27 protein-coding genes and 1 tRNA gene are annotated in these 26,127 nt (G+C 70.2%); 14 read left to right on the forward strand and 14 right to left on the reverse strand.

Annotated features, from left to right (window positions below):
- Window positions 1-64: 64 nt before the first annotated feature.
- The 3 genes from LY12_RS15870 to mbp1 form a co-directional block, all read right to left on the reverse strand.
- Window positions 65-523: a carboxymuconolactone decarboxylase family protein gene (locus LY12_RS15870; RefSeq protein WP_372493531.1), complete on the reverse strand. Its 459-nt coding sequence runs from the start codon at window positions 521-523 to the stop codon at window positions 65-67.
- Between the two features lie 75 nt (window positions 524-598).
- Window positions 599-1,081 carry an RrF2 family transcriptional regulator gene (locus LY12_RS15875; protein ID WP_253857530.1) on the reverse strand — a complete coding sequence of 161 codons (483 nt, stop codon included), beginning with the start codon at window positions 1,079-1,081 and terminating at the stop codon, window positions 599-601.
- A gap of 207 nt (window positions 1,082-1,288) precedes the next feature.
- Window positions 1,289-1,525, reverse strand: coding sequence for a microaggregate-binding protein 1 (gene mbp1, locus LY12_RS15880; RefSeq protein ID WP_183780941.1), 237 nt, complete (start codon window positions 1,523-1,525; stop codon window positions 1,289-1,291).
- Between the two features lie 163 nt (window positions 1,526-1,688).
- Between mbp1 and LY12_RS15885 the strand changes: the two genes are divergently transcribed.
- The 4 genes from LY12_RS15885 (at window position 1,689) to LY12_RS15900 (ending at window position 2,974) form a co-directional block, all read left to right on the forward strand.
- Window positions 1,689-1,871 (forward strand): DLW-39 family protein, encoded by a 183-nt coding sequence (locus LY12_RS15885; RefSeq protein WP_183780938.1) that lies wholly within the window; start codon window positions 1,689-1,691, stop codon window positions 1,869-1,871.
- A 36-nt stretch (window positions 1,872-1,907) separates the two neighbouring features.
- A tRNA-Ala gene (locus tag LY12_RS15890) sits at window positions 1,908-1,980 on the forward strand.
- Between the two features lie 169 nt (window positions 1,981-2,149).
- Window positions 2,150-2,488: a GNAT family N-acetyltransferase gene (locus LY12_RS15895; protein ID WP_253857538.1), complete on the forward strand. Its 339-nt coding sequence runs from the start codon at window positions 2,150-2,152 to the stop codon at window positions 2,486-2,488.
- Window positions 2,489-2,491: 3 nt separating this feature from the next.
- Entirely contained in the window at window positions 2,492-2,974 is a 483-nt protein-coding gene (locus LY12_RS15900; RefSeq protein WP_253857540.1) for a carboxymuconolactone decarboxylase family protein, read from the forward strand.
- Window positions 2,975-2,983: 9 nt separating this feature from the next.
- On the opposite strand, the gene LY12_RS15905 is transcribed toward LY12_RS15900, so the two are convergent.
- Window positions 2,984-3,445 carry a DUF6653 family protein gene (locus tag LY12_RS15905; protein ID WP_253857542.1) on the reverse strand — a complete coding sequence of 154 codons (462 nt, stop codon included), beginning with the start codon at window positions 3,443-3,445 and terminating at the stop codon, window positions 2,984-2,986.
- 181 nt (window positions 3,446-3,626) lie between these two features.
- Here LY12_RS15905 and LY12_RS15910 point away from each other — a divergent pair, with 181 nt between their 5' ends.
- Genes LY12_RS15910 through LY12_RS15920 form a run of 3 tightly spaced genes read left to right on the forward strand, consistent with a single transcriptional unit; the run spans window position 3,627 to window position 6,139 of the window.
- Window positions 3,627-3,935 (forward strand): hypothetical protein, encoded by a 309-nt coding sequence (locus LY12_RS15910; protein ID WP_253857544.1) that lies wholly within the window; start codon window positions 3,627-3,629, stop codon window positions 3,933-3,935.
- A gap of 1 nt (window position 3,936) precedes the next feature.
- Window positions 3,937-5,532 (forward strand): alpha/beta hydrolase, encoded by a 1,596-nt coding sequence (locus LY12_RS15915; protein ID WP_253857546.1) that lies wholly within the window; start codon window positions 3,937-3,939, stop codon window positions 5,530-5,532.
- A 7-nt stretch (window positions 5,533-5,539) separates the two neighbouring features.
- Window positions 5,540-6,139 (forward strand): hypothetical protein, encoded by a 600-nt coding sequence (locus tag LY12_RS15920; RefSeq protein WP_253857548.1) that lies wholly within the window; start codon window positions 5,540-5,542, stop codon window positions 6,137-6,139.
- 24 nt (window positions 6,140-6,163) lie between these two features.
- On the opposite strand, the gene LY12_RS15925 is transcribed toward LY12_RS15920, so the two are convergent.
- The gene (locus tag LY12_RS15925; RefSeq protein ID WP_253857550.1) at window positions 6,164-7,456 is read right to left on the reverse strand and encodes an MFS transporter; all 1,293 of its coding nucleotides are present in this window, start codon (window positions 7,454-7,456) and stop codon (window positions 6,164-6,166) included.
- Window positions 7,457-7,532: 76 nt separating this feature from the next.
- On the opposite strand from LY12_RS15925, the gene LY12_RS15930 reads away from it, so the two are divergent.
- The 3 genes from LY12_RS15930 (at window position 7,533) to LY12_RS15940 (ending at window position 13,430) form a co-directional block, all read left to right on the forward strand.
- Window positions 7,533-8,072, forward strand: coding sequence for an ArsR/SmtB family transcription factor (locus tag LY12_RS15930; protein WP_253857552.1), 540 nt, complete (start codon window positions 7,533-7,535; stop codon window positions 8,070-8,072).
- A 133-nt stretch (window positions 8,073-8,205) separates the two neighbouring features.
- Complete coding sequence (locus tag LY12_RS15935) at window positions 8,206-12,129, forward strand: Pls/PosA family non-ribosomal peptide synthetase (protein WP_253857554.1); 3,924 nt, start codon at window positions 8,206-8,208, stop codon at window positions 12,127-12,129.
- The gene (locus LY12_RS15940) at window positions 12,126-13,430 is read left to right on the forward strand and encodes a M1 family metallopeptidase (protein WP_253857556.1); all 1,305 of its coding nucleotides are present in this window, start codon (window positions 12,126-12,128) and stop codon (window positions 13,428-13,430) included. Before LY12_RS15935 ends, LY12_RS15940 begins: the two co-directional genes overlap by 4 nt.
- 27 nt (window positions 13,431-13,457) lie before the next feature.
- Here LY12_RS15940 and rph read toward each other — a convergent pair whose 3' ends face one another.
- The gene (rph, locus tag LY12_RS15945) at window positions 13,458-16,079 is read right to left on the reverse strand and encodes a rifamycin-inactivating phosphotransferase (protein WP_253857558.1); all 2,622 of its coding nucleotides are present in this window, start codon (window positions 16,077-16,079) and stop codon (window positions 13,458-13,460) included.
- Between the two features lie 297 nt (window positions 16,080-16,376).
- On the opposite strand from rph, the gene LY12_RS15950 reads away from it, so the two are divergent.
- Genes LY12_RS15950 through LY12_RS15960 form a run of 3 tightly spaced genes read left to right on the forward strand, consistent with a single transcriptional unit; the run spans window position 16,377 to window position 17,529 of the window.
- Window positions 16,377-16,697 (forward strand): ArsR/SmtB family transcription factor, encoded by a 321-nt coding sequence (locus LY12_RS15950; RefSeq protein WP_253857560.1) that lies wholly within the window; start codon window positions 16,377-16,379, stop codon window positions 16,695-16,697.
- A gap of 5 nt (window positions 16,698-16,702) precedes the next feature.
- Window positions 16,703-17,164: an SRPBCC domain-containing protein gene (locus LY12_RS15955; RefSeq protein WP_253857562.1), complete on the forward strand. Its 462-nt coding sequence runs from the start codon at window positions 16,703-16,705 to the stop codon at window positions 17,162-17,164.
- Window positions 17,161-17,529 (forward strand): VOC family protein, encoded by a 369-nt coding sequence (locus LY12_RS15960; RefSeq protein ID WP_253857563.1) that lies wholly within the window; start codon window positions 17,161-17,163, stop codon window positions 17,527-17,529. Before LY12_RS15955 ends, LY12_RS15960 begins: the two co-directional genes overlap by 4 nt.
- Window positions 17,530-17,582: 53 nt before the next feature.
- On the opposite strand, the gene LY12_RS15965 is transcribed toward LY12_RS15960, so the two are convergent.
- The 6 genes from LY12_RS15965 to LY12_RS15990 all read right to left on the reverse strand — a co-directional run bounded on the left by LY12_RS15965 (window position 17,583) and on the right by LY12_RS15990 (window position 23,495).
- On the reverse strand, window positions 17,583-18,464 hold the full coding sequence (locus LY12_RS15965) for a hypothetical protein (RefSeq protein ID WP_253857565.1): 882 nt from the start codon (window positions 18,462-18,464) through the stop codon (window positions 17,583-17,585).
- Between the two features lie 52 nt (window positions 18,465-18,516).
- The gene (locus LY12_RS15970) at window positions 18,517-19,200 is read right to left on the reverse strand and encodes a helix-turn-helix transcriptional regulator (protein ID WP_253857566.1); all 684 of its coding nucleotides are present in this window, start codon (window positions 19,198-19,200) and stop codon (window positions 18,517-18,519) included.
- Window positions 19,201-19,205: 5 nt separating this feature from the next.
- Window positions 19,206-19,742 carry a 2'-5' RNA ligase family protein gene (locus tag LY12_RS15975; RefSeq protein ID WP_253857567.1) on the reverse strand — a complete coding sequence of 179 codons (537 nt, stop codon included), beginning with the start codon at window positions 19,740-19,742 and terminating at the stop codon, window positions 19,206-19,208.
- A complete protein-coding gene (locus tag LY12_RS15980) occupies window positions 19,739-20,713 on the reverse strand; it encodes a DUF368 domain-containing protein (protein ID WP_253857569.1) in 975 nt (324 codons plus the stop codon). The genes LY12_RS15975 and LY12_RS15980 overlap by 4 nt, the downstream gene beginning before the upstream one ends.
- A 233-nt stretch (window positions 20,714-20,946) precedes the next feature.
- Entirely contained in the window at window positions 20,947-21,483 is a 537-nt protein-coding gene (locus LY12_RS15985; protein WP_253857571.1) for a hypothetical protein, read from the reverse strand.
- Between the two features lie 176 nt (window positions 21,484-21,659).
- A complete protein-coding gene (locus LY12_RS15990; protein WP_253857573.1) occupies window positions 21,660-23,495 on the reverse strand; it encodes a flavin-containing monooxygenase in 1,836 nt (611 codons plus the stop codon).
- A gap of 137 nt (window positions 23,496-23,632) precedes the next feature.
- On the opposite strand from LY12_RS15990, the gene LY12_RS15995 reads away from it, so the two are divergent.
- Complete coding sequence (locus LY12_RS15995; RefSeq protein ID WP_253857575.1) at window positions 23,633-24,820, forward strand: sigma-54-dependent transcriptional regulator family protein; 1,188 nt, start codon at window positions 23,633-23,635, stop codon at window positions 24,818-24,820.
- A 141-nt stretch (window positions 24,821-24,961) separates the two neighbouring features.
- On the opposite strand, the gene LY12_RS16000 is transcribed toward LY12_RS15995, so the two are convergent.
- Together LY12_RS16000 and LY12_RS16005 are read right to left on the reverse strand one after the other, a co-directional pair.
- The gene (locus LY12_RS16000; protein ID WP_253857577.1) at window positions 24,962-25,366 is read right to left on the reverse strand and encodes a nuclear transport factor 2 family protein; all 405 of its coding nucleotides are present in this window, start codon (window positions 25,364-25,366) and stop codon (window positions 24,962-24,964) included.
- Between the two features lie 15 nt (window positions 25,367-25,381).
- Window positions 25,382-25,957: a TIGR03086 family metal-binding protein gene (locus LY12_RS16005; RefSeq protein WP_253857579.1), complete on the reverse strand. Its 576-nt coding sequence runs from the start codon at window positions 25,955-25,957 to the stop codon at window positions 25,382-25,384.
- Between the last annotated feature and the right edge of the window lie 170 nt (window positions 25,958-26,127).

Genomic DNA, 26,127 nt, shown 5'->3' on the forward strand with positions numbered 1-26,127 from the left:
CCAAGGGCACTTTGGTCGCATTGAATGCGACCAAAGTGCCCTTGGGGGCGGAACAACACTCGGCCTAGCGGGTGAAGGTTCCCGCCTCGGTCCGGTTGGTGACGTTGATGCGGTTCCACGCGTTGATCGCGGCGATCGCCATGATCAGCGTGCCGAGCTGGGTGTCGTCGTAGTGCTTGCGGGCGGCCTGCCACACGTCGTCGGGAACGCCGTGCGGGTTGTCGGCGATCCGGGTCGCGGCTTCGGCCAGTTCGAGCGCCGCACGTTCGGCTTCGGTGAAGTACGGCATCTCGCGGAACGCGGCGACCCCGTTGACGCGTTCGGTGCTCTCGCCGTCAGCGGCCGCGTCCCGGGCGTGCATGTCGACGCAGAACCCGCAGCCGTTGATCTGGCTGACACGCAGTTTCAGCAGGTGCAGCAATCCATGGGGAACGTCGCTGCTGGCGAGGAAAGACTCCATCGCGTACATGGCTTGGAAACCGCCTGCGGCAGCGGACTGCAGTCCTTCGAGTCGTCCCTGCATCGGCCTCTCCTTTTCTGGATGTTCAATATCCGGAATATCTGGACGGCTGAGCGCGCGCCCATGCTGTGGCGGTTGTCAGCGGGTGTCGTCGAACCAGCGGCGCACCTTGTCGGGCACGCCGGGGTTCGCTTGTTCGACGGTCGTCATGACGTCGGCGACCGTCTGCCCGGCGAGTTCGCGCCGCCAGGCGAGTTCGGCCTTGCGCATCGCGGCATCGATCGCGCAGGGCTTGCGGTAGGCGTCGGCATCGCCGCCGCCCGAGCCGCCGCGCTGGCGGATCTCGGTACACCGGAACGCCGGTTCGTCACCGTCGACGGCGGCGACGACGTCCATCAGCGTGACCTTCTCGGGTGGCCTCGCGAGCCGGAAACCCCCACGTGGACCCGATACGGACGTGAGGATGTCCGCGCGGGCCAGGGCCTGCAACTGCTTGTTGAGGTACGCCGCGGGCAGCTCGTAGAACGCCGCGAGTCGGGCCGCGGGCACGGCTCGTTCACCCAGCCACGCCAGGTTCAGGCAGCTGTGGACCGCCCACTCGACTCCCTCGCTCATCCGCACAACCTGGATATTAGATGTCCTGAATTCGGTCCGCAACGCGAGCGCGGTGCAACACGAGTGACGCAACAGAAGTGAGACAGGCGCGCCGCAGCGGTGGGCGCGGGTTGTCCATCGGGCGTCCTGCCGTCGTCGACGGAGTCCTGACCTGGTGTTCTACAGCCGAGATCGCGGGTGGTTCCACGTGGAACCACCCGCGATCATGAGTTCTCACTCCTGCTGAGAGCGCTCGCGCGCCTGGGACTCGGTGGCCTTGCGCTCGGCCTCCTTGGCCTGCGCCTCCTTCTCGGCGACCTCGCGCTGGGCCTCGGCCTTGTCCTGTTGCGCACTGCCTTCTTGTTGCATCGAGTCGTGCCCGAGCAGGGAGCCGGCGGCCTGCTTCACGCGGCCCTTGATGTCCTCGACGGCACCCTTGAGGCCTTCCTGCTGTTCGTCCCTGCGGTTCATGTGAACCTCCTGTGCCTCTCGTGCCCGTACCTGCGGCCGGGTCACTGCCCATGGCCGCGTATCCGTCGGCTGCCCGCGTGACCGGACCGCGTAAACCGGCTGCGACGGCGTGCAGTAGCATCGAGGCGGCAGGGTCAGTTCGTGCCAGAGGGAGGCTTCGGCCGTGAAGAAGCTGTTGGCGTTCGCCGTGGTCGCGGGTGGCGTGTTCTTCGTCATCAAGCGCAACAAGGATGCGAAGGCCGAGGCGGACCTGTGGCGCGAGGCCACGGCACCGGTCGACACCCACGTCAACGGTGCGTCCCTCAACGGCAGCACTCCGGCCAACACCGGAGCGGGCCAGAACTGACACCGGCGCCTGCGATCGCCACCGTTCGCAGGCCCAGGGGCTGTAGCTCAATTGGTAGAGCGCTGCTTTTGCAAGGCAGAGGTCAGGGGTTCGATTCCCCTCAGCTCCACACAGTGTGACGACCCGCGCTCACTCACGAGCGCGGGTCTTTTCGTTTCACCGATGACTTCGGCTCCTCCGGTCGCAGGTGCTCGGCCGCCTGCCGATCATCCGGAACATTCTGCGGCGAGCCCGTATCGTGCGAAGTGGACCGGACGATGCGAGACCGAAGGGAAGCCATGTCCGACGATGCCGCAGCGGCGGAAGTCGCCAAGGCCGCAGACCGCAACCGCTACGAGATCAGCGTCGGCGAGCAGCCCGCGGGTTTCACCGAGTACGTCGACCGCGGCGGGCAGCGGATCTTCTACCACACCGAGATCGGCGACAACTTCGGCGGAATGGGGCTGGGCAGCACGTTGATCGGTCACGCGCTGGCCGACACGCGTGCCGCTGGCCTGCGGATCGTGCCGGTGTGCCCGTTCGTGAAGAAGTATCTCGAACGCCACCACGACGTCGACGACATCGTCGACAAGGTGACCACGGACGCACTGGCCGCGGTGCGCGAGCGGACGGGGTGAACGATGTCCGATCGGGTTTTCATCGACAAGCAGACGCCATCCGTGTTCAAGGCGCTCACGGCGACGGCGACCGAGATTCGCAGCCGGGCACGTGAGATCGGCCTGGACACGGTCCTGCTGGAACTGGTCAACGTCCGGGCTTCCCAGCTCAACGCGTGCACTTTCTGCCTCGACCGGCACACCCACCTCGCGATCGAAGCGGGTGAGACCGTTCAGCGGCTGGCGGTGCTGCCGGGCTGGCGTGACACCGACCTGTTCACCTCACGTGAGCAGGCCGCGCTGGAACTGACCGAAGCGGTGACCCTGGTCGCCCAGCAGCACCCCGACGACGAGGCCTACGCACGGGCGCGCGCCAACCTCACCGACGACGAGGTCTCGTTGATCACGTGGGCGGCCATCACCATCAACGCCTTCAACCGTGTGTCCCTCATGTCGAAGCATCCCGTACGCCGCCGTTCCGGCACGGCGGGCCGGCAGGAAGCCTGAACGAACGCGTCACCCGCGGTCGCCGGACTGCCGGTCGTAGAGATCGGCGTACCGCCGCCAGCCGAGCATGGTCACGGTCATGGACCACGCGAGACCGAGGACCGTCGGCACCGGCCGTTTCGTCCACGCACCCAGCGCCGCAGCCGCGAGACCGGCCGAGCCGACCGCGTTGAGACCGGCCGAGCCCGGGTCCTGCTTCGGGTCCGCGATCCACTGTTCCTCACCGAGGATGGCGCGTGTTGCGAAGTTCTTGTCGCTGCGCACCGGCGGGGTCACGACCGGATTGATCGCCATCCACACCGCGATCGGAACCGCGTGCCGCCAGTCGCGGGTCCACAGTGGCACCACCAGCAGCGGCGTGGTGGCCCAGCGGGACCACGCGCTCACCGGATGCGCGTGACGGGCGAACATCCACCGGCGGAACCGGTCACCCGCCGACCCGCCGGAACTCGCAGTTGCTGCGTTCGGCATCGGTCCTCCAGTTGCCCCTGACGGCTGTCGCGGGCATGCGACGGAGTATGCCGCATCCGCCGACGTGCCGAGAGGTTGCCGCTCATGTCATCGTGGGCAGCTGTTCACCGAAAGTGGTCACACGGCGATGTCCGGTTCGATACTTTCTGTTCCTCACCTGCCCACCGGAGAAAGGCCCGACGTGAGCGGTTACGACGTCGATCCCGAGACACTCGTCAGCACCGGCGACAAGCTCGTTTCGCTGGCAGACGGTGCCGGCGAAGCGGTCGCCGAGTTCAGCGGCGCTGCCGCGGTGCACGCCGACGACAACGACGGATTCAGCGCCGCGGGCAAGGTGAGGGGGCTCGCCGAGCTGTGGGAGTACCACGTCGACGATCTCAACAAGCGAACCGCGGTGGCAGGGGAACTGCTGCGCGACGGCGCGAGCGATTACGAGCAGATGGAGGACACCGTTCTCGACACCCTGCCCGACCTGCACTCGGAGGCATGACGTGGTTTCGTTCGAACAGCTGCGGTCTGCCGACCCGGGATCCTTCGACAACCTCGCGAACAAGTGGTCGCGCCTGGCCGGTGAACTCTCCTCCACCGACTCCGACCTCGCGGCCGCGGCACGGCCACTGGAGGGCTGGAGCGGGGACGCCGGTGACACCGCCCGGTCCCACATCGGCGACGTGCGCGACGGTTACTCCACGGCCGCCGAGTACATCGAGAGGATCCCGCCCGCCCTGCGCACGTTGTCCGACGCCGTGTCCGAGGCGCAGAAGACCGTCAGCAGCGTCGCCGAGACCGTCGATTCCAACGGGCATCTGCGGCTGCAGCAGGACGGCACCGTCCGGGCGATTCCCGGCGGCCCGGGCGACATGCGCAGTGACGACGAGAAGCAGGCGGCTTCGGATCTCGCGGACGAACTGACCGGAAAGCTCTCCCGGGCTCTCAAGGCCGCCAGGGAGGCCGACCGCACCGCGGTGTCTGCTTTGGACAAAGCAACGCCGGAGTCGGCGGGCCTCGAACTCGAAGCCACCGGCGAGGGCAACATCGTGACCCCGGCCGACATTCCCCGCGACGCCTCGGCCGCGGAGGTCAAGCAGTGGTGGGACGAGCTGAGCCCCACCGAGCAGGAATCGGCCATCTACACCCACGGCGACGTCATCGGCGGCCTGGACGGGATTCCCGCTGAGGATCGCGACCGTGCCAACCGGATCCGGTTCACCGAGGAATACACCCAACTGAACGAACGCCGTGACGAACTCGAGAACCTCGGACCGTCCGAATACTCCGCGGAGGCGAGTGAGCTCGAGGAGATCGACCGGACACTGCGTGGCCTCGACGCGATTCACGAACGCCTCGAACGGGAGCCGACCGAAACCAGGCCGGAGGCGTACCTGCTCGACTTCTCCACCGAGGGCAACGGCCGCGGCATCGTCGCGACCGGAAATCCCGACACGGCCGACAACGTCGTCACATCCGTCCCGGGGACCGGGTCGAACCTGTCGAAGATCGGCGGCGAACTCGACAAGGCCGACGCGCTGCTCGACCAGGCCGCGCAGACCGACCGCGGGAGCAGCAACGCCGCCATCACCTGGGTCGGCTACGACGCGCCGCAGGACCTCGGCGCGGCGACGAAAGCCGAATACGCCGAGGACGCCGCGGGCGACCTACAGTCCTTTCAGGACGGTTTGCGGGCCACGCACGAGGGGCAGCCGTCCAACAACACGCTCATCGGCCACAGCTACGGGTCGACCGTCGTCGGGTATTCGGCACAGGGCGACAAGGAACTCGACGTCGACAACGCCGTGTTCATCGGCAGTCCCGGCGTCGGCGCCGACCACGTGTCCGAACTCAACCTGGCCGACGACGCCAACGTCTACGCCGGCACCGCGGAGAACGACGTCATCCGCAACACCCCGCCGGTCATCCACGACAATCAGCCGATCAGCGAGGACTTCGGCGCCGAGGTGTTCGACGCGGGCGAGGGCACCGACTCGTGGTACGGCACGTCGACGGAGGCGCATTCGGAGTACTGGGACGAGAACTCCACACCGTTGCGCAACCTCGGCCGCATCGTGGTTGGCGAGTCGCCGTCATGATGGGGCCATGAGGGAACCGAATCCGCGGTCGGCGCGGTGCAGGCGGACGCGGTGGGTGCTGCCCACCCTGGTCGTGGGCGTGCTGCTGGCGGAAGGGTGCGGTGGTGATGCGGCAAGCGGCTCGGGCGAGGGCACGGACAGTGGCGGCACGGAAGGCGGGCGGCAGTTGAGGACGCTGACGATCGAACAGGCGCGGGACAGGGCGCAGCAGCACATCGACCGTGCCGTCGCGGCACTGCCCGTGACGCCGGAGCTGACACTGCACCGGGACGACGAGCTCGAATGCACCGACCCCGACGACAACGGCCCGGCCGGGCGCTACCAGGTCGGCAGGACGTACTGGCTCGACAGGATCCCGACCGAACGCAGCGCGGAGATCGTCGACACGCTCCACGGCCACTGGACGTCCGGTGGTTTCCGGGTGCTGGCCGATGAACGTGCCTCCGACGACCGCTTCGTGTCCGTCGAACACGGCGAGGACGCGTTCCGCATGTCCGTGCAGCAGAGCAAGGACGGCAGCCTGTCGCTCGGTGCGTCGTCGCCGTGCGTGTGGCCCGACGGTGAACCGCCCGGTGACGCGGAGGCACCCGCAGGGTCCGGCCACTGACGAGACGTTCCGCGGCGAGTCGGTTCAGTGGTCGGCGGCGCGCACCGCGGCGTCGAGCCTGCGATCGTCGACCCCGAGCAACGCCGTCAGCATCGCCAGCGCCACGACGGTCATCACCGCGAATACGATGCGAACGCCGAGCAGTTCACCGATGATTCCGCCGAGTGCGGCTCCCAACGGTTTGGTTCCCCAGGCCACGAGGCGGTGCGCGCTGATCACGCGGCCGAGCAACCGGTCGGGGGTGATGCGCTGGCGCAGCGACACCGTCACGACGTTGGACACCAGGATTCCGGCACCGCCGACGAAGAACGCGGCGCCGATCACGTATGCGTTCGTGGTGAGCGCGGGCACGGCGACGGTCGGCACGGCCGCCGCGTACGAAGTCCAGAGTGTGCGGGTTCGGCCGAGGGTTCGTTCCACGCGCTCGGCGAGGCCCGAGCCGACGAGACTGCCCGCGGCGATGACGGACAGCAGCACCCCGTAAGCGGCTTCGGACAGCCCCATCGGGCCGAGCGCCTGCAGCACGAATACGGCGAACACGGCGCTCGTGGCCAGGTTGAACAGCCCGTTCATCGCCGTGAACCGCAGCAGCAACGGCTGCCGCCACAGGAAGCGCACCCCTTCCGCGATGTCCCGTCGCAGGCCGGCCGGTCGGCGCCCCATGCGCACCATTCGCCCCGTCGCCGGTTGCCGTGCCGTTCCCTGTGGCGCCGCAGGGGAGTCGACCCGGAATCGGCCGCGGACCAGCAGTAGCACCGCCACGCCGAGTGCCCACAGCGCGCCGGGAGCCGCGACCGCCGCCATTGCTCCCGTAGCGACGAGGAGTCCGGCGAGCGGCGGCCCGATGAACTCGTCCGCGGTGAGCTGCACTCCGAACAGCCTGCCGTTCGCGCGTGCCAGGACGTCGTGGTGCACCAGCCGGGGGACGATCGATTGGGCGGCGATCTCGTAGTAGACCTCGGCCGCGCCCACGCCGAACGCGATCGCGTACAGCACCCAGATCGCGGACACGTCCGACGAGAGCAGTCCGATGAGCGCAACGGCGAGGGCGGCGCGGACGAGGTTGGCGCCGAGCATGACGTGGCGCCGGTCGAGCCGGTCCACGAGCGCACCCACCGGCAGCGCCAACAGCAGCCACGGCAGGGTCACGGCGAGAGTGATGCCGGCGATCAGCGTCGGCGACCGGGTCATGGTCACGGCCACGAGTGGCAGCCCGACCCGGAACAGCCCGTCGGCGAGGCTGGAGAAGGCAGTCGACGTCCACAACCGGCGGTAGGGAGCGCCCAGTCGTGGCGGGTCGCTCCTGGTCACACCCATGCGATGGAGAATCACACATCGATGGGGAAAAATCCATCGATAAGAGAAAACTCCATCCATGGACTAGGGTCCGGGCATGACCGATCCGGCCCGCGTTCCGTCCCGGCTGTCCAGCAGGGACACCACCGCTGCGGAGGCGAAGGCGCTCGGGCATCCGCTGCGACTGCGCATCCTGCGGCTCTGCTGGCAACAGGAATTGACCAACAAACAACTCGCCGCGCGTCTCGAACGTGACCCGGGCACGGTGCTCCACCACGTCCGGCACCTGGTGCAGGCCGGTCTGTTGGAACAGGTCGCCGTGCGCACCGGTGAGAAGGGCGCGCTGGAGAAGCCGTACCGGGCCGTGCCGAGGGACGTCTGGCTCGATGATCCGGCGCGCACGGACCCGGCGGGCGCCGACGCCCCGCTGGCGGCGTTGCAGGACGAACTCCGCGCGGCGGGCCCCGGCTCGGTCAGTACGTTCTTCCGCTTCGCGCTGCACCTGTCGGACGCCGACGCCGCCGAGTTGCAGAACCGGATCCAGGCGGTCATCGACGAGTACACCGCCACCGATGATCAGCGCCTCGACCTGCCGGCGTACGGCGGTGCGGTCGTGGTCCACCGGCTCGCCGAGTGACGCCCACCGGATGTCCCCTGTCGTGTGATCCTCTCTACACCGGTCCGATATGTGCTGGTCGTGCTGGCTATGCTGATCGGTCGTTCTCGGCCGTCTCACCCGGAGCTGGCCCGGATAGCGCCTGTGAGGGCTTGTGACGATCGCGATCGACAGATCCGCCGGACCGACGCCCGCCCCCGACCCCGCCGCCCGCGCTGTGTTCCGGACCGGGCCCGCGCCGACCGTCCGGACGCTGCTCGACGTCCTCGACGACACCATCTCGCGGCACAAGGACGCGCCTGCGATCGACGACGGGTCGACCGTGCTCACCTACCGCGCCCTCGCCGCCGAGATCGACACCGTGCGGGCGAAACTGGCGGCCGAGGGTGTCGGGGTCGGCGACCGCGTGGGCATCCGCATCTCGTCGGGCACCACCGAGCTGTACGTGGCGATCCTCGGCGCGCTCGCCGCGGGCGCCGCCTACGTCCCGGTCGACATCGACGATCCGGAGGAGCGCGCCGCGCTCGTGTTCGACGAGGCGGACGTCGGCGTCGTCCTGCGTGACGGCGGCGCGATCGAGCGGGTCGGCGAGCCACGCGGCATGCCCGGCACGCCGACGCCCGGCGACGACGCGTGGATCATCTTCACGTCCGGCTCGACCGGTAAGCCCAAGGGCGTCGCGGTCAGTCACGGCAGCGCGGCCGCGTTCGTCGACGCCGAGGCGCAGTTGTTCCTCACCGACGAACCCCTCGGGCCGGGCGACCGCGTGCTCGCCGGGCTTTCGGTGGCGTTCGACGCGTCGTGCGAGGAGATGTGGCTGGCGTGGCGCAACGGCGCCTGCCTCGTTCCCGCCCCGCGCGCGCTCGTGCGCACCGGCGTCGACCTCGGGCCGTGGCTGCTCGAACGCCGCATCACCGCCGTGTCCACCGTGCCGACCCTCGCCGCGCTGTGGCCCGCCGAGGCGCTCGAGGACATCCGGCTGCTCATCTTCGGTGGCGAAGCGTGCCCGCCGGAGCTGGCCGCGCGCGTCGCCGTCGAGGGACGCGAGGCGTGGAACACCTACGGGCCGACCGAGGCCACCGTCGTCGCCTGCGGGGAGCAGCTGTCCGGCGAGGGCCAGGTGCGGATCGGGCTGCCGCTGCACGGCTGGCAGCTCGCCGTGGTCGACGACGGCGAGCCCGTGCCGATGGGTGCGACGGGCGAACTCGTGATCGGCGGCGTCGGCCTCGCCCGGTACCTCGACGACGAGAAGGACGCCGAGAAGTTCGCACCGCTGCCGTCCCTCGGCTGGGAGCGCGCGTACCGCAGCGGTGACCTCGTGCGCGCCGACCCCGAGGGGCTCGTGTTCCTCGGCCGGGCCGACGAGCAGGTCAAACTCGGCGGCCGGCGCATCGAACTCGGCGAGGTCGACGGCGCGCTGCAGTCGCTGCCCGGCGTCGCGGGCGCCGCGGCCGCCGTACGCAAGACCGACGCGGGAAACCAGGTGCTCGTCGGCTACGTGCTGCCAGGGGACGGCGGCGGGTTCGACATCGACTCCGCCACCGCACGGCTGCGGGAGCAGCTGCCCGCCGCGCTGGTGCCGCTCCTCGCCGTGGTCGCCGACCTGCCGGTGCGCACCTCCGGCAAGGTCGACCGTGCCGCGCTGCCGTGGCCGCTGCCCGCCGAATCGGTGACCGGCGCCGACGACGGGCTGTCCGGGACCGAGCAGTGGCTGGCCGAGGGGTGGGCCGCGATCCTCGGCGTGACCACCGGCGATCCGAAGGCCGACTTCTTCACCTGCGGTGGCGGCAGCCTCACAGCCGCACAGCTCGTCGCGCACATCCGCACCCGGTATCCGGACGTGTCGGTCACCGACGTGTACACGCATCCGCGGCTCGGCGACCTGGCGGGGAAGCTCGACGGGCTCGAGGGCAGGACCGCACGCCGCCGCCGCGTCTCGCCGGTGCCCGCGTCGACCGGGCTGGTGCAGAGCCTGCTGCTGATTCCGCTGCTGACGGTCGTCGGGCTGAGATGGACGACGATCGCGGCCGTGCTGTCGACCGCACTCGGCGGGTTCGTCGGTGTCACCTGGGTGCCGACGGTGCCCTGGTGGGGGATCGCCGCGGCGTGGCTCGTGCTGTTCAGCCCGGCGGGCCGCATCGCGCTCTCCGCGGCGGGGGCCCGCATGTTGTTGCGCGGCCTGCGACCCGGCCGGTACCCGCGCGGCGGCCGGGTGCATCTGCGGCTGTGGGCGGCGGAACGGCTCGCCGACGTCACCGGAGCCACCGACGTTGCGGGTGCCTCCTGGATGACCCACTACGCCCGGTTGCTCGGCGCGAAGGTCGGCGAGGACGTCGACCTGCACGCCCCTCCGCCCGTCACCGGCATGCTCAAGCTCGGCCGCGGCGCCGCCGTCGAACCGGAGACCGACCTGTCCGGCCACTGGGTCGACGGCGACATCGTCCACATCGGCAAGATCCGCATCGGCGCGGGCGCGCGAGTGGCCGCGCGGAGCACACTGCTGCCCGGCGCGCGCATCGGAAAGGGAGCCGAGGTTGCCGCCGGTGCGACCGTCCGAGGCGCCGTTCCCGCAGGCAGGCGCTGGGCCGGATCGCCCGCGGCCGCCGAGTCGAAGGGCGCGCTGCGCTGGCCGTCGAAGACGCCGGCCAGGAAGCGTCGCTGGGCGTTGGCCTACGGCGTCGCGTCGTTCGTGCTCGGTGTGCTGCCCGCCGCCGCGGCGCTGCCCGCGGTGGCGATCCTCGGCGCCGTGGCCGTTTCCGCGTCCGGACCCGCCGCGGCGCTCGGCCCGATGCTCGCGCTCGCGCCCGTCGCGGCGCTCGCGTACCTGGGCACGTACGCAGCGCTCGTGCTGGTGGGCGTGCGCGCGCTCGGGATCGGACTGCGCGAGGGCTTCCACCCCGTGCACAGCAGACTCGCCTGGCAGGTGTGGGCCACCGAACGGCTCATGGACGCCGCCCGCTCGGCGCTGTTCCCGCTCTACGCCAGCCTGCTGACGCCGGCGTGGCTGCGGCTGCTCGGTGCCAAGGTCGGCAGCGGTGTCGAGGCGTCGACCGTGCTGGCCGTGCCCAAGATGACCAAGATCGCCAGCGGAGCGTTCCTCGCCGACGACACGATGGTCGCCGCGTACGAACTCGGCAACGGATGGCTGCACGTCGCGCCCGCGCGGATCGGCAAGCAGGCGTTCCTCGGCAACTCCGGAATCACGGCGCCCGGCCGGTCGGTGCCCAAGCGCGGGCTGGTCGGCGTGCTCTCGTCGACACCGAAGAAGGCAAAGAAGGGCTCGTCCTGGCTCGGGATGCCGCCGATGCCGCTGCGACGCGCTGTCGAGAACGGCGCCCGCGACCGCACCTTCGACCCGCCGCGCAGACTGCAGATCGCGCGCGGCGCCGTGGAACTGTGCCGGGTCGTGCCGGTGATGTGCTCGGTGGCGCTGTCGGTACTGGTCGTCGCGGCGCTGCTCGCCGTGTGGTCGGCGTACGGACTGTGGGTCGCGGCGCTGTCGTCGGGCGCCGTGCTGCTGGCCGCGGGTGTCGCTGCGGCGGCCGTCGCGACCGTGGCGAAATGGTCGCTGGTGGGCCGCTTCCGCGCGAAGGAGTGTCCACTGTGGAGTTCGTTCGTGTGGAGGGCGGAGCTGGCGGACTCGTTCGTCGAAACGCTCGCCGTGCCGTGGTTCGTCGGCGGGGTCGGCGGGACCCCGCTGCTGCCCGCGTGGCTGCGCACGATGGGCGCGCGGATCGGCAGGGGAACCTGGGTGGAGACGTACTGGCTGCCGGAGTCGGACCTCATCCGCATCGGCGACGGCGCCACGGTGAACCGCGGGTGCGTCATCCAGACGCATCTGTTCCATGATCGGATCATGAGCATGGACACCGTCGAGTTCGGTGAGGGAGCGACGCTCGGCCCGCACGGCATCGTGCTGCCGGGCGGAGGCGTCGGCGACCGCACCACGGTCGGTCCCGGATCACTCGTGACGCGCGGAGACGCCGTGCCCGCCGACTCCCGTTGGCAGGGCAACCCGATCGCCGCGTGGGGTGAGGAGCGCGGGCCGGGGAACGAGTGCGGGTGGGGTCGCGAATGACGGCGCAGCCCGAACCCGGCGCCGACCGCTCCGGCGACTCGTACCTGCCCGCGCACGGCAACGGCGGTTACCGGGTGCGCCGCTACGACCTCGACCTCGAGTACCGCCCGGTGGCCAACCGGCTCTCCGGCAGCGCCCGCATCACCGCCGTCGCCACGCAGCCGCTGTCGGCGTTCACGCTCGACCTCGCCGAGTTCAAGATCGGCCGCGTGCAGGTGTCGGGCACGAACGCCCGCTACACCCACCGTGGGCACAAACTGCGCGTCAAGCCGGCACGGTCCATCGCCGAGGGCGGCGAGTTCACCGTCGAGATCCGCTACGCGGGGAACCCGGCACCGATCTCGTCACCGGACTGGGGCGACGTCGGCTGGGACGAGCTCACCGAGGGCGCGCTCGTGGCGAGCCAGCCGATCGGCGCGCCGACGTGGTTCCCGTGCAACGACCACCCCGCCGACAAGGCCACCTACCGCCTCGCGCTGAAGGTTCCCGCGCCGTACACGGTCGTCGCGACCGGAAGCCTCGTCGACAAGAGCAGGTCGGCGAGCACGGTGCGCTGGGTGTTCGAACGCGCCGAACCGACGGCGCCGTACCTGGTGAGTGTCCAAATCGGATACTACGACGACGTCGACCTCGGCGGTGCCCGACTGTACGTGCCCACGCGGCTGCGGGAGAACGCGCTCGTCGACTTCGGGCGGCAACCGGACATGCGCACCGCCCTCGAAGGGTGGTTCGGCCCGTACCCGTTCGACGAGTACGCGATCGTGGTCACCGACGACGAGCTCGACGACCCCATCGAGGCGCAGGGTATGGCCGTGTTCGGCGCGGGCCACGTCGACGGGCGGCGCACCCACGAACGACTCGTCGTGCACGAGTTCGCGCACCAGTGGTTCGGCAACAGCCTCACGGTCGCCGACTGGCGGAACATCTGGCTCAACGAGGGCTTCGCGACGTACACCGAATGGTTGTGGTCCGAGGCTTCCGGCGGTGAATCCGCCGACGCGTTGGCCCACCGTTGGCGCGACGCCCCCGCGCAACAGGGGAGCGGGCCACGCCTCGCCGACCCCGGCGTGACCGGCATGTTCTCCGAACGCGTCTACAAAGGCGGCGCGCTCACCCTGCACGCCCTGCGCCGCGAACTCGGCGACGACCCGTTCTTCGCACTGCTGCGCGAATGGACGAGCACGCACCGGCACTCGACCGTGACGACCGCCGACTTCACCGCCCTCGCCGCCCGGTACGCGGGCCGTTCACTGGACCGGTTCTTCACCTCCTGGCTCGACACCGCCGTGCTGCCCCGGTAGCCCGGCGGTGTCGAGGCCCGTGCCGGACTAGTCGAGGAGTTCGACGTAGCCATGGGTGCCGTCGACACGGATGCGCCTACCGTCCGGCACGGCCCGCGTCGCGTGCTCGACGCCCACGACGGCGGGCAGCCCGTACTCGCGGGCGATGACGGCGCCGTGGGTCATCTGGCCGCCCACTTCCGTCACCAGGCCCGCGGCCGAGACGAACAGCGGTGACCAGCTCGGATCGGTGTACGCGGTGACGAGGATGTCTCCCTCCTGCAGCTCGGCCTGCGCCATGTCCAGCACGACGCGGGCGCGTCCCTCGACCGTCCCCGTCGACACCGGCAATCCGGCCAGTGCGCCGTCCGGCACGTCCGCACGCCGATACGACCCGGCCACGGCCTCGCCGTCCGAGGTGAGCACCCGCGGTGGCGTCAGCGTCCGGTGGTCGTCGAACTCCGCTCTGCGTCGCGCGATCAACGCGTGATCCGCGTGCCGCGTGCGGACCACGTCGCGGAACTCGTCGAACGTCAGGAAGAAGACGTCCTCCCGGTCCGGCAGCACTGCGGCGGTGACAAGCCGGTCCGCCTCGGCCAGCAACGCCTGCTTGTACGCGAAATAGCGGCAGACCATGCTGTACTTCGGATACTCCCGGTAGCCGAGGAACGTGCGGAGCAGGTCGATCATCCGCTCGGCCTCCACCGCTTCGCCTTCACCGCCCGGCAGGGCCCTGAGCCGGTCAAGCACATCGCGCTTCTTCCGTTCCGCTTCGCTGCGGCCCCGTTCGAACCGCCACTGCGCCTCACCCGCTTCGAAACCCGCGATGTTGCCGAGGATCACCGGCACGAGGGCTGACGGCCGTTCGCTCCACCGCGGTGTGGTGATGTCGATCTCGCCGACACAGCGCATACCGTATGAGTCCAGATAGGACTCGATAGCGTCGCGCGCCGCCTCGCCGCCCGGAACACGCGGCAGCTCCTCGAGGAAGTCGTCCCCCGTGGCGTCGCGCAGCACCGCGACCGCATCGGGATGCGGCCGGATCGCGTCCGCGACGTCCAGCAGCGCCAGTCCCATCTCGGAGGTCACGTTGTTCGGCGCGGACTGCGTCAGCGTGTCCGTCGCACCCTTCTCGCCCAGCTGTTCGTCGACGTGAGTGTTGAGCCAGGAGGTCGCCTCCAACACGGCCGTGATCGCCTGGTGGCTCTGCGGATCGAACATGACCCGCTTGAGTTCGGCCAGATCCTCCAGGATCACGTCGAACAGCTCGGGTCCGGACGCGGCGGCGATGCGGCGTTTCGCCTCGGCGAGCGAGTCCTCGTGGCGCGCGATCAGCTTCTCCGCGATCGCCGGGTCGGGCTCGATCTCCGCCGTACCCGCGCCTGCGGCCGGCGGGTCGTTGCCACCGGGGAACTCATCGGATTCAGGAGGTGCAGGCAGGAAGCCGTCCCGGTCGAGCACCGTCCGGAGCGCATCGCCGATCAGCGGGTCGGAACCGCCCAGCGCGTCGAGCAGGCCGTCGCGGGTCGCAGAGGAGGCCAGTCTCCGGGTGACGTCGACGAACAGCCGGCCGCCCGCGTGGACCATCGGAGCTGGCGTCGTCAACAGCCACATCGACAACCCGAGCGGTGTCATCGCGTCGGTCATCATCTGCTGATGCCCGACGGAGACGTACACGTGATTACCGTCGTCGCCTGCATCGGGAACGGGGAAGAGCGTCGTGATGGGTCTGCTTTGGACGATCAGGAACGTGTCACCGGCGAGGCACCACTCGATGTCCTGCGGCCCGCCGAAGTGCTCCTCGATCCGCCTGCCCAGCCGTTCGAGCTGCACCGCCTGCGCGTCGGTCAGGGCGGGCAGGTCCCGCTGCTCCGGAGGGATCTCCTCCCGGACCGTGCCGCCACCCGGCCCGGCGCGGACGGCCTCCGGCTTCGTGGCGAACGTCCGGTCGACGACCTCGCCGGCACGTATCGCGTAGGAGTCGGCGTTCGCCGTACCGCTCGCGATCGTCTCGCCCAGCCCGATGCATGCCTCCACCGCCGTGATCGTCCGGTCCGAGGTGACGGGGTCGGCGGTGAACACGACGCCCGACACGTCGGGAGCGACCATCCGCTGCACGACGACGGCCATCGCGACCCGGCGGTGGTCGATGCCGCGCCGCAGCCGGTAGGTCACGGCCCGTTCGGTGAACAGCGAGGCCCAGCAGTCACGGATGTGGTCGAGCACGGCGTCACGGCCCACGACGTTCAGATAGGTGTCCTGTTGGCCCGCGAACGACGCCGTCGGCAGGTCCTCCGCAGTGGCGCTCGACCGGACGGCGTAGGCGGCGCCCGGGTCGAGCCGGGACGTGATCGCCTCGGCGAGCTCACCCGGAGCCGCCAAGGCTGCCCGGCCGCCGGTTTCGACGGAGCTGCGGATCTCCGCGCTCAGGGCGCGAATCGAATTCCGGTCGTCCGGCGTGAGCCGCGACAGCCGGTCGAGCTGATCCGTCAGCGACGGCGCGGCTGCGAGTGCGCGACGAAAAGCATCCGTGGTGACGCAGAATCCGGCGGGGACGTCGACCCCGTCGATCCGCGAGAGTTCTCCCAGCCGAGCTCCCTTTCCTCCGACGCGGGCGATGTCGCCGTGGCCGACCTCGGCGATGTCCAGCACGACATCAGGTGTTTCCACAATTCCCCCTGCAAATTCCATTTCTTCGACCGGAGCATTGTGCTCCCTGCGCAGGGTCTTGCCGCAATACCGGGGATCTGCTATAAAGTAGGCACGGCAGGGAAAGATGTATCTTTCCGATTATTCGAGTCCGCGACGAGCGTCGCGGACTTTTTTGTGTGCGCCGCCGGGCGACCGGAAGGAGCCGGGGCGGCCGGCCGCCCCGTTGGTCCCGTGCCCGTCGGCGGCGGGCGGGGCCGTCGAATCACTTAAGCATCTCCTTGACCGTTGCCGAGCCGGCATGTGATAGTTAAGGATATGCTTAACCAACCTGCGGCGCTGGACGAGGTGTTCCACGCGCTTGCCGACGAGACCCGCCGGGTGATCGTCGAACGCCTCGTCCGCGGCCCGGCGGCGGTTTCGTCGCTGGCGGAGCCGCTGGCCATGTCGCTACCTGCGGTGATGCAGCACCTTCAGGTACTGGAGAAGGCGGGTGTGATCCGGACCGAGAAGGTCGGCCGAGTTCGAACCTGCCAGATCGAACCGGACATGTTGCGCATGGCTGAACACTGGCTCGGCCGACAGCGAACGCATTGGGAGCAGCAACTCGATCAACTCGACGAGTACCTACGGGAGTGATGAGCATGGACGTCACGCACGCGACCTTCACGATGGAGCGGACATCCCCGGCGCCGGTGTCGACGGTGTTCTCGGCGTGGGCACGGCCCGAGGCGCGGCGGCGCTGGTTCGCGCAGGGAGCCGAGCACGAACAGCATTTCTCCGTCGGCGGCACGGAATGTGTTCGCGGTACCGCCGAAAACGGCGAGGAACTGGCTTTCGAAGCCCGCTATCACGACATCGCGGCGAACGAGCGCATCATCTACACCTCGACCTTGACGGCGGGCGACGCGTTGTCCACGGTGTCGGCGACGACCGTGGAGTTCCGGCCCGCAACTGCCGACGGCGGCGAAGCAACCCGCGTCCTGGTCACCGAACACGGCATGTACCTGCCCGGACAGGAGCAGCCGGCCTGGCGCGAGCGGGGTACCGCGGACCAGTTGACCGCCCTGGCCACCGAGCTGGGTGTGGCGGTGACCGAGTCATGAACGCCGCCATCTTCCGAATCGAGCACGTGCTGGCCGTCGTTCCGGTCGGCGACATCGACGCCGCCGTCGCCTGGTACGGCGAACTGTTCGGACGCGGCCCCGACAACACCCCGATGCCGTCGCTGGCCGAATGGCACGTGGCGCCGAGCGGATGGGTCCAGGTCACGGCCGACGCCGACCGTGCGGGGAGCGGACTGCTCAACCTTGCGGTGTCCGACCTGCCCGCTGCGATCGACGAGCTGGCGTTGCGGGGCCTGCACTTCGGTGCGATCAGCGACGTCAACAAGGGCGTCCGGTTGAGCTCTCTCAGTGACCCGGACGGCAACGTCGTCACGCTGATCGGGCACTTTCGCGTGCACTACTGACCGTCCTGCCACGGCCTCCGGCCACAGCACGAACTCCGGTCACAGTCGGCCGGTCACAGTCGGCCGTTGCGCAGGAGTATCGCGACGTTGCCGACGGTCGTGTAGCCGCGCCATTCGAGTTCCGCCGCGGGCGAGTAGCTGTCGAAGTCCACCGCCCACCCGCCGTCGGTTCGCCGCAGGAGCTCGACCCGCTGGAGATCCGCTGCGACGGCGGCCTCGCTGAGCAGTTCCCGCACCGGCCGTCCCGGTTCGGGTGCGAAATCCAGCAGGTGCAGCGTTTCGCCCTCGGCGCCGCCCTCGACCGGCACGGCACCGTCGGCGGGGACGAACCTCGCCAGGTGGTCGAGGAGCACGGGAGCCTCGGGATGGGTGTCGGCGGCCGCGTCGACGAGCGTCAGCGCGAACGACAGCACGTACGCGAACGGCCGCTCGTCGAGGTTGCGGATCTCGGCGAAGCAGTACTCGGTGGCGCGCGTGAGCCACGGGTGGTCGGCCGCGTCGGAGTGGAAGGCCGCGAGCCGGTGCGCCTGCGCCGCGACCGCAGCCGTGATCTGCAACGACGACGTTCGCGGGTCCGCCTGTGCCCAGAACGGCGCGCAACCCGTCGCGTCGGCGACCGGCAGTGCGAACGGCAGTCCGCCGTCGGGAAGGGTCACCGAGGCGAGCCAGTCCAGCAGCTCCACCGCGTGCGGCGTGGTCGCCGGTTCGGCGTCGACCATCGCCTCCAGCGCGTGCAGCGCGCCCGCGGGTTGACTTTCGGGTGCGCGCAGGTCGGATTCGATTCCCCAGCCGTAGCCGCCGTTGTCGTTGCGGTATGCCTCGAGCGCGGCCAGTACTGCGTGCCCGTCGCCGGCGCCCGTGATCGCGTCGAATCGCCGCCGGTCCAGCTGCCGCCCGTGCGCGGTCAGGAACGCGCGTGCCTGTTCGATACCCATGCTCGGACGATGGCACGCGGGCGCGGCCGCCGCTTGTACGAAACGGCCACGTTCACGCCGTCAGCGCGCCGGGCGTGACGCCGCTCAGTCTGCGCACCTCGCGGGTCAGGTGCGCCTGATCGGCATAACCCGCCAGCACCGCCGCCTCGCCGAGCGGGGTACCGGAGCGGGCGAGCCGCAGCGCGCGCTGGAAGCGGTGGACCGAGGTGAGGGTCTTGATGCCGTAGCCGAAGAACCGGTTCGCGTTGCGCCGCAGCGACCGTTCCGACAGGCCGTGGTCATCGGCCACTTCCCGTGCCGCAGCGCCGGTGCGGGCAGCCCGGTCGAGCGAGGCGGCCAGGCGCAGCTCCGCCGGGTCGGGCGCCGCCTGCCGCCACAACGCCGCCGCGACGCCGGGAAGTCGCCACGGCCGGTCGGGACGGTCGACGGGCGTGCGTCTGACGTCGGCGAGGTCGACGCGCAGGCCGGTGAGCTCGCCTGCCGGAACGCCCAGCAGTGCGGGCGCGACGCCGGGTGGCAGGCGCAGACCCCACGTCACGGTGCCGGCCGTCCCGGCCACATCGACCGCCGTCCGGTCCGCACCCGCGACGACGAACCTGCCCTCGTGGACCATCAGGTCCAGCGCTCCGTCGGGCATGATCCGCTGTGGACCGTCGGCGACGTTCCGCCACAGCACCCAGCCGCGTCCGAACGCGCCCGCCCCGGGGACGTCGACGCGGTGTTCGGTGTAGCGCACGCCGCTCACCTCCCGCCGGTCAGCTTCCACGACTCGCGCACGTGGCAATTGTGGTTCTCCCACCACTGCAGGTCGATCCGGTCGACGCGGAGTCGCACGGGCAGCACACCGCCCAGGTCGGCGGCGACCGTTTCCGGCGTGATGCCGTCGGCGACGCGATCGAGCGTCAGGTGTGGCACCACGTCGCCGAACTCGCCGCGGTAGGGCGGGCACTGCGGGAACGCGGCGGTGAGCGAGCGGGTCAGCGTGCGCAGCGGTCGGTCGGGGTCGGCGCGCAGGTGGATGAGCCCGTCGGGGAACGTCTCGATCCTCGCCAGCACCGTGTCGAACGCGGGCGCCTCCGCGGCGATGCGGGCGACCACGTCCAGGTCGTCCTGCGTGGGGTCGGGCAGCCACGGCGCGAGCAGTGTGATGTGGGCGTGCACGAACGACGGGTCCGCGGAGACGAACGACGGGTCGTAATGCGCGGTGCGGGTTCGGACGTAGCCTTCGAGCGGGTCGACACCGACAGCCAGCACCGAATGGCCCGGCGAGCGGGTCACGCGGCGGGCGTGGTCTCCTGCTTACGCGTCATGCGCGCCTCGACCACCATCACGGCCACGACCACGCCGAATCCGACAACGCCCAGCGTGAGCGCCATGCCGAGGTGGTCGCCGGGCGCGAGCAGGCCACGCTCCTCGGTCTGCCACGGCCACAGCGCCCGCAGACTGCCCGCCATGAGGCCCGTCAGGACGACGAGCGTGATGCGCTTGCGGTGCTCCAGCAGCCACTGCAGCACCTTGACGATCGACCCGAGGCCGATGACGGCGCCGAGGGCGAACAGACCGAGGTAGGCCAGGTCGCGGTCGTTCACCGCGCTGAGCGTCGGCTGGTAGAGGCCGATCGTGAGCAGCAGGAACGAACCGGACAGGCCGGGCAGTACCAGCGCGCAGATCGCCACGGCCGCCGACAGGATGATCACCGGTGCGGTGGCTTCGAGGTCACCGGGCGGCAGGCTGACCAGGACGTACACGACCACGGCCGTGACCAGCGCGACCAGCCCGTCCTTCCACGTCCAGGGCGAACGGCCACCGAGGGAGTCCTTCGCAGGCGCCTTCCTCGACATCGAGTACGGCACCCACAGCGAGGCCAGCACCATGCCGAAGAACAGCGCGCGCGTCTGCACGGGGTGCTCCTCGACCCACACCTCCATCAGGCTCGCCATGATCAGCAGTGCGGCGAACATGCCCGCCAGCAGCGGGATGATCGTCCGCCAGGCGACCGAACGGAACTCCTCGGACGCCCTGCCCATGCCCTTACCGCGCGGCAGGTCCGACACCGTGCGGACCACACCGGAGATGAGGTGTCCCGCCGAGGTGATCGCCGTGTCGTACACCTTCGTGACGAGTGCGACCGTGCCGCCGCTGACACCGGGAACGGTCTCGGCGGTGCCGATCAGCGCGCCGCGCACCACGTCGATGCCGTAGCTGGTCCACGCCGGTGCCTTACCCGCGCGCTGCGGCGATGTCGTCACACTCTCTCCTTCGTCCGGCCGGGTCCTCGTGCGGACCGGCGGCTCCTTCGCGGCGACCGGGAACGGCCGCTTGCGGCTGCTTCCATGTTGGCAGGCGCCGGGTTCCGGGCCGCCGGAGGTCCTCACCCGGGCACGGATGAGGGCGCGCGGAGTCGCCACGTCATGATGCGGGGGCGGGCGTAGCCGCCGTGTGAACACGCCGTGCGGGTCCTGCGCGGTGCGTCGGTGTCGGCTCAGCGGCCCGCGCGGATGTCGGCGAGCGAGCGGTCGCGGCGGCGGAAGAAGTCGGCGATCTCGGCGTCACGCAGCGGTATGAACGCGAGCACGAGGAGCATGTTCCCCGGCAGCAGCAGCCACTCGGTCTGGGTCAGCGCGACGACCCACATCACCGCGCTCACCGGTGTGGCGACGAGCAGCACGGTGCGCGCCCATCGCTTCGGCTCGGCCAGCACCAGTGACGCGGGCACGACGAACGCGAACTGCACCGAAGTCACCACGAGCAACGTCCACAGCACGCGGTCGGTCGTCGGCACCGTCGCCGCCATGGCCAGCAGGACCGACAGGGTGCTGCTCAGCAACGTGAGCCACCTGATGCGGCCCACGCGGCGGCGAATGCGCTCGTCCGGCGACTCGGGTTCGACGGCGTCGACCGCACCGGTTGCGGGGTCGGTGCTGGCGGCCGTTGCGTCGGCCTCCGCGCGCTCGCCGTCGACGGGACCGGTGTCGACGGGACCGGTGTCGTCGGTCTGCTCGTTCGGCTCGGTCGCCACCACGTTCACTCCCTCGGCTCGCCGCTGTCACCTCCATCATCGACCATCCGGCCGGTGGGCGGGGTGCCAGGGAGGTGCCGGTGTGCGTGGTGGCACGTGCGACACCCCGGGGGCACCCTGGTTGCGTTGAATGCAACCAGGGTGCCCCCGGGGGCTTTCACCGGTGACCGTTCCCGTCAACTCAGGTGATGCACCTCGGCGGGTTCGCGTACCGGCGTGGGGATGCCGACGTGCCGCGCCTTGAGCTGCAGCGCCAGGTACAGCGAATAGTGCCGGGACTGGTGCAGGTTGCCACCGTGGAACCACAGCGCCTCCTGCTGCGTGGGCTTCCACATGTTGCGCTCCTCGCCTTCCCACGGGCCGGGGTCCTTGGCGGTGTCCGAACCGAGCCCCCACACCTTGCCCACCTTGTCGGCGACCTCCTGGCCCATCAGGTCGGCGGCCCAGCCGTTCATCGATCCGTAGCCCGTGGCGTACACGACGAGGTCCGCGGGCAGCTCGGTGCCGTCGGCCAGCACGACGGAGTCCTCCGTGAGCCGTTCGACCTGGCCGTGCGCGAGCTTCACCTGCCCGTCGGCGACGAGGTCGGCCGCGCCGACGTCGATGTAGTAGCCCGAGCCGCGCCGCAGGTACTTCAGGAACAGGCCGGACTCGTCCTCGCCGAAGTCGAGCCAGAACCCGGCGCGTTCGAGCTTCGCGTAGAACTCGGAGTCGCGCTCCTTCATCTGCTCGTACAGCGGGATCTGGAACCGGTGCATGATCCGGTACGGCAGCGACGCGAAGATCATGTCGGCCTTCTCGGTGGTCACGCCCGAGGCCAGGGCGCGTTCCGAGTACAGGTCGCCCATGCCGATCTCCATGAGGCTTTCGCTCTTGACGATGTGCGTCGACGAGCGCTGCACCATGGTCACGTCGGCACCGTGTTCCCACAGCGCGCCGCAGATGTCGAACGCCGAGTTGTTGCTGCCGATCACGACGACGCGCTTGCCCGTGTAGGCGTCGGGCCCGGGATGCTGCGAGGAGTGGTGCTGCTCGCCGCGGAACACGTCCTGCCCCGGCAGCTGCGGCACGTTCGGCTTGCCGGACATGCCGGTGGCCAGCACGACCTGTTTCGGGTGCAGGGTCATCCGCTCACCGTCGCGGTCGATCTCGACGGTCCACTCCTTCGTCGTGGGGTCGAACGTCGCCGAGGTGGCCTTGGTGGAGCCCCAGTACGGCACCTCCATGATCTTGACGTACGACTCGAGCCAGTCGGCGATCTTGTCCTTCGGGGCGAACACCGGCCAGTTGTCGGGGAACTTCAGGTAGGGCAGGTGGTCGTACCAGACCGGGTCGTGCAGGCACAGCGACTTGTAACGGCCGCGCCACTGGTCACCGGGGCGGGGATGGTTGTCGATCACCAGTGCGGGCACGTCCAGCTGCCGCAGCCGCGCACCGAGCGCGATGCCGCCCTGGCCGCCGCCGATCACCAGCACGTACGGCTGCACCGTGGTGCCGAGTTCGGCCTCTTCCTGCGCCCGCTTCTCGGCCCACGTCTGGCGCTGCGGGTTGATGCCGTGTTCGGCACCCATCGGCCGGTGCGTGCCGCGCGGTTCCTCGTGGCCCTTGAGTTCGTACATCGTGGTCAGCAGCGTCCACGCCTTGGTCTCGTGGTCCTCCGCCACGAGGCGGACCAGGCCGCGTCCCCGCCCGACCGCCGTCTCGAAGGTGAACCACGCGGTGATCACACCGTCGGCCTCCTCGGGTGGTTCTTCGAGAGCGAAGTGCGCGGGGTCGGCCTCGCCGAGGGTCGCTTCGAGCCGCCGCGTCACGCCGTCGGGATTCTCCGTGGTGGTGATGTTCCAGGTGAACGCGATGAGGTCGCGCCAGTAACTGGTCGCCGCGAACATGCTCGCCGCGCGGGGGATGTCTCGCGCGGCGAGTGCGTCGGCGAAACCGGTCAGCCAGTTCTCGGCCTTGCGCTGCGGGCTCGGCAGCGAGTCGGTTTGCGGAGAACCGAGGGTCTGCGTCATTGGGGCCCTCCCTTGCGGCCACGTGGTTCATCGTGTGATGTGGGATACACAGTCCGCGCAGAGTCGCCGGTCGGGCCAGCGTTGCGTCGCGTTGCACGCGCCGGGGCCGGCGGGAGGTGTCGTCGGGAGGTGCTGTCGTGGCCGGTGAGATGGCGTTGTCGGGGCTGCCGACCGACCTGTCGGAGCACGCGCGCGTGATGCAGCGGGTGCACGAGGCTGTGCTCGGCGGGTCGCGTCCGCCGGTCCGCCCGCGCGGCGTGGTGGAGCGGTCGTGGTCGCGGATGCTGGACCTCGGCCTGAACGTGTCGGGGTCGCCGCGCGCCGTGGTATCGCTGCCCGAGCTGGAGCTACGAAGGCGCCGGTCCGGGCTGGAACCGGTCATCGGCGACCTGCGTCAACTGCTGGGCCGTGCCGCCGAGACGTCGCCGTTCCTGGTGGTGGTGACCGACGCCGACGGCGTGATCCTGTGGCGCGACGGTGCCGCGCGGGTGCGGGCGTACGCCGATGCGCTGGGCTTCGCCGAGGGGGCGCGGTGGACCGAGACCACGGTCGGCACCAACGCGGTGGGCACGGCCCTCGTCGAGGCGGCGCCGGTGCAGCTGTTGGCCGCCGAACACTTCGAGTCGGCGCAGCACCCGTGGTATTGCTGCGCCGCACCGGTGCATTCGCCGGTGACGGGGGAGCTGTCCGGTGTGGTGGACATCAGCGGCCCGGCGCCGACGTTGCATCCGGCGATCGGTGCGCTGGTTGAGACGTCGGTGCGGCTCGCCGAATCCGGACTGTGGCGACTGCACGAACAGCGCCTCGAACGGCTGCGCCGCACGGCGGAACCCGTGCTCGGTGGGGTGGGGGAACCGCTGCTGGTCGTCGACGACGAGGGCTGGGTCGCGGTGCGGTCGGGGATCGCGGCCGGTGCGCGGGTTGCCGTGCCGCGGGAAGGACTGCCGATGACGGTCGCGGGTCTCGGGCTGTGCACCCCGGAACGACTCGGCGAGGGTTGGCTGCTGCGGCCGCGCCGCGACCGGGCGCCGATGGTCGCCGAGCTGGAGCTGGCGGGCGATCCCGTGGTGCGGGTGCACGGCGGCGACGGGTCGTGGTCTGCGGGGTTGACGAGGCGGCAGGCGCAGGTGCTGGCGCTGATCGCGGAGGCCGGTCCGGACGGTCTCGACGCGGCGGCGCTCGGCCGGGGCCTGTTCGGCGACGACGGGCACACGGTGACGGCGCGCGCCGAGGTGTCACGGCTGCGGCGCGTGGTCGGTGACCTCGTCGCGTCCGCCCCGTACCGCCTGGTCGACGGGGTGAGGCTGACGGTCACCGGTGAGTAGTAGGTGTTCTCCGGGTGCCCCTTGAACGTGGGGCAGCCGTGATGCGGCCCCGGTGGTGTGTCGTTGGCACGAGTTCCGTGGTCGGCTCAGCGCGTCGACCTCCCGGAGGGAGGGTGACCGAACGGGATGCGGAAAAGGGCGTCAGGCGGAGGTGGCCGCGGTGACGTGGCTCAACACGCATGACCAGTGTCCGTCCCGCCTGACGAACACGTCGGTCGTCCACTCGTCGGCGTCGAACTGCTGTCCGCGGAAATTCGCGGTGTTCGTGATGCGTGTCGTCAGGATTGCTGTGTCGCCGTAGAAACGCACCCTGGCGTCGTCGACCCGGTCGAACGTCGAATGGGTCAGCTCGCCCGAGCGGACCACCGACAGGAACTGCTCCTTGGACGTGATTCCCGTATCGGAGACGATCACCCACTCGTCCGCCGTGAAGCCGGCGATCCGATCGGGGTCGTTCGAGACGATCGCCCTCGCCCAGTTGTCCCCCGTGGTGAGCAGCTCCGCCGTGGCAGCCTCGTCCGTGCCGGGTGTGGCGTCGTTGTTCATGGTCTCTCCTCCCGCTCAGCCCGGGCGGCGTCCCAGGAGAGCGACGAGACGGTCGATCGGTGCGGCGTCGTCCGGGTGCGGCTGTGGCGGGGCGAACGGCCCGTCGTCACCGCGTCCCATGCTTGCCAGCTGTTGGTGGGTGAACGCGAGCGCGCGCTCGACGACGGCGTCGGGGTAGTCGACGCGCTGGCCTGTGGCGGTGGCGAGATCCCAGCCGTGCACGAGGTCCTCGACGGTTCGCAGCTGTACCGCGGCGATGCCGGGAATGGCGCCGACGGGCGCTTCGATGACCTGTTCCAGTGCGCCCGGCCTGCGGAACGCGGTGACGATGTCGGAGGCGTGCGTGCGGTAGGCGCCTGCGGGGTCGTCGCCGAGCGCGTCGGCACGGCCGGGGTCGAGCGGGTAGCCGGGTTTACCGGCCAGCAGCCCGGCGAAGAGCTTGTTGCCGAGGGCGAGGTGGTTCGTCACGTCGCGTACCGACCACGCGCTGCACGGCGTCGCGGACTGCCACTGATCGGCGCGGATGCCGGCGACGATGTCACCGACGGCCTGCAGGCTCGTGTCCAGGTCGTCCACGGGTGCGGTCGTCATTGAAACCCCCAGTCGCTTCGCGAACGTCGTTGTTCTTCGTGCCGGGGCCCACCGTGCTGGATCCAGCATGCCGGGCTTCCGCATCGGGCCCGCCGTGCCGGATCCACCGTGCCGGGCTTCCGTACCGGGCCCGATGACGCGAGTGGACCCTTCGCGTCACCTGGGGACCC

It is taken from the genome of Prauserella alba, assembly GCF_024171735.1.
In the GTDB taxonomy this organism is placed as follows: Bacteria; Actinomycetota; Actinomycetes; order Mycobacteriales; family Pseudonocardiaceae; genus Prauserella; species Prauserella alba.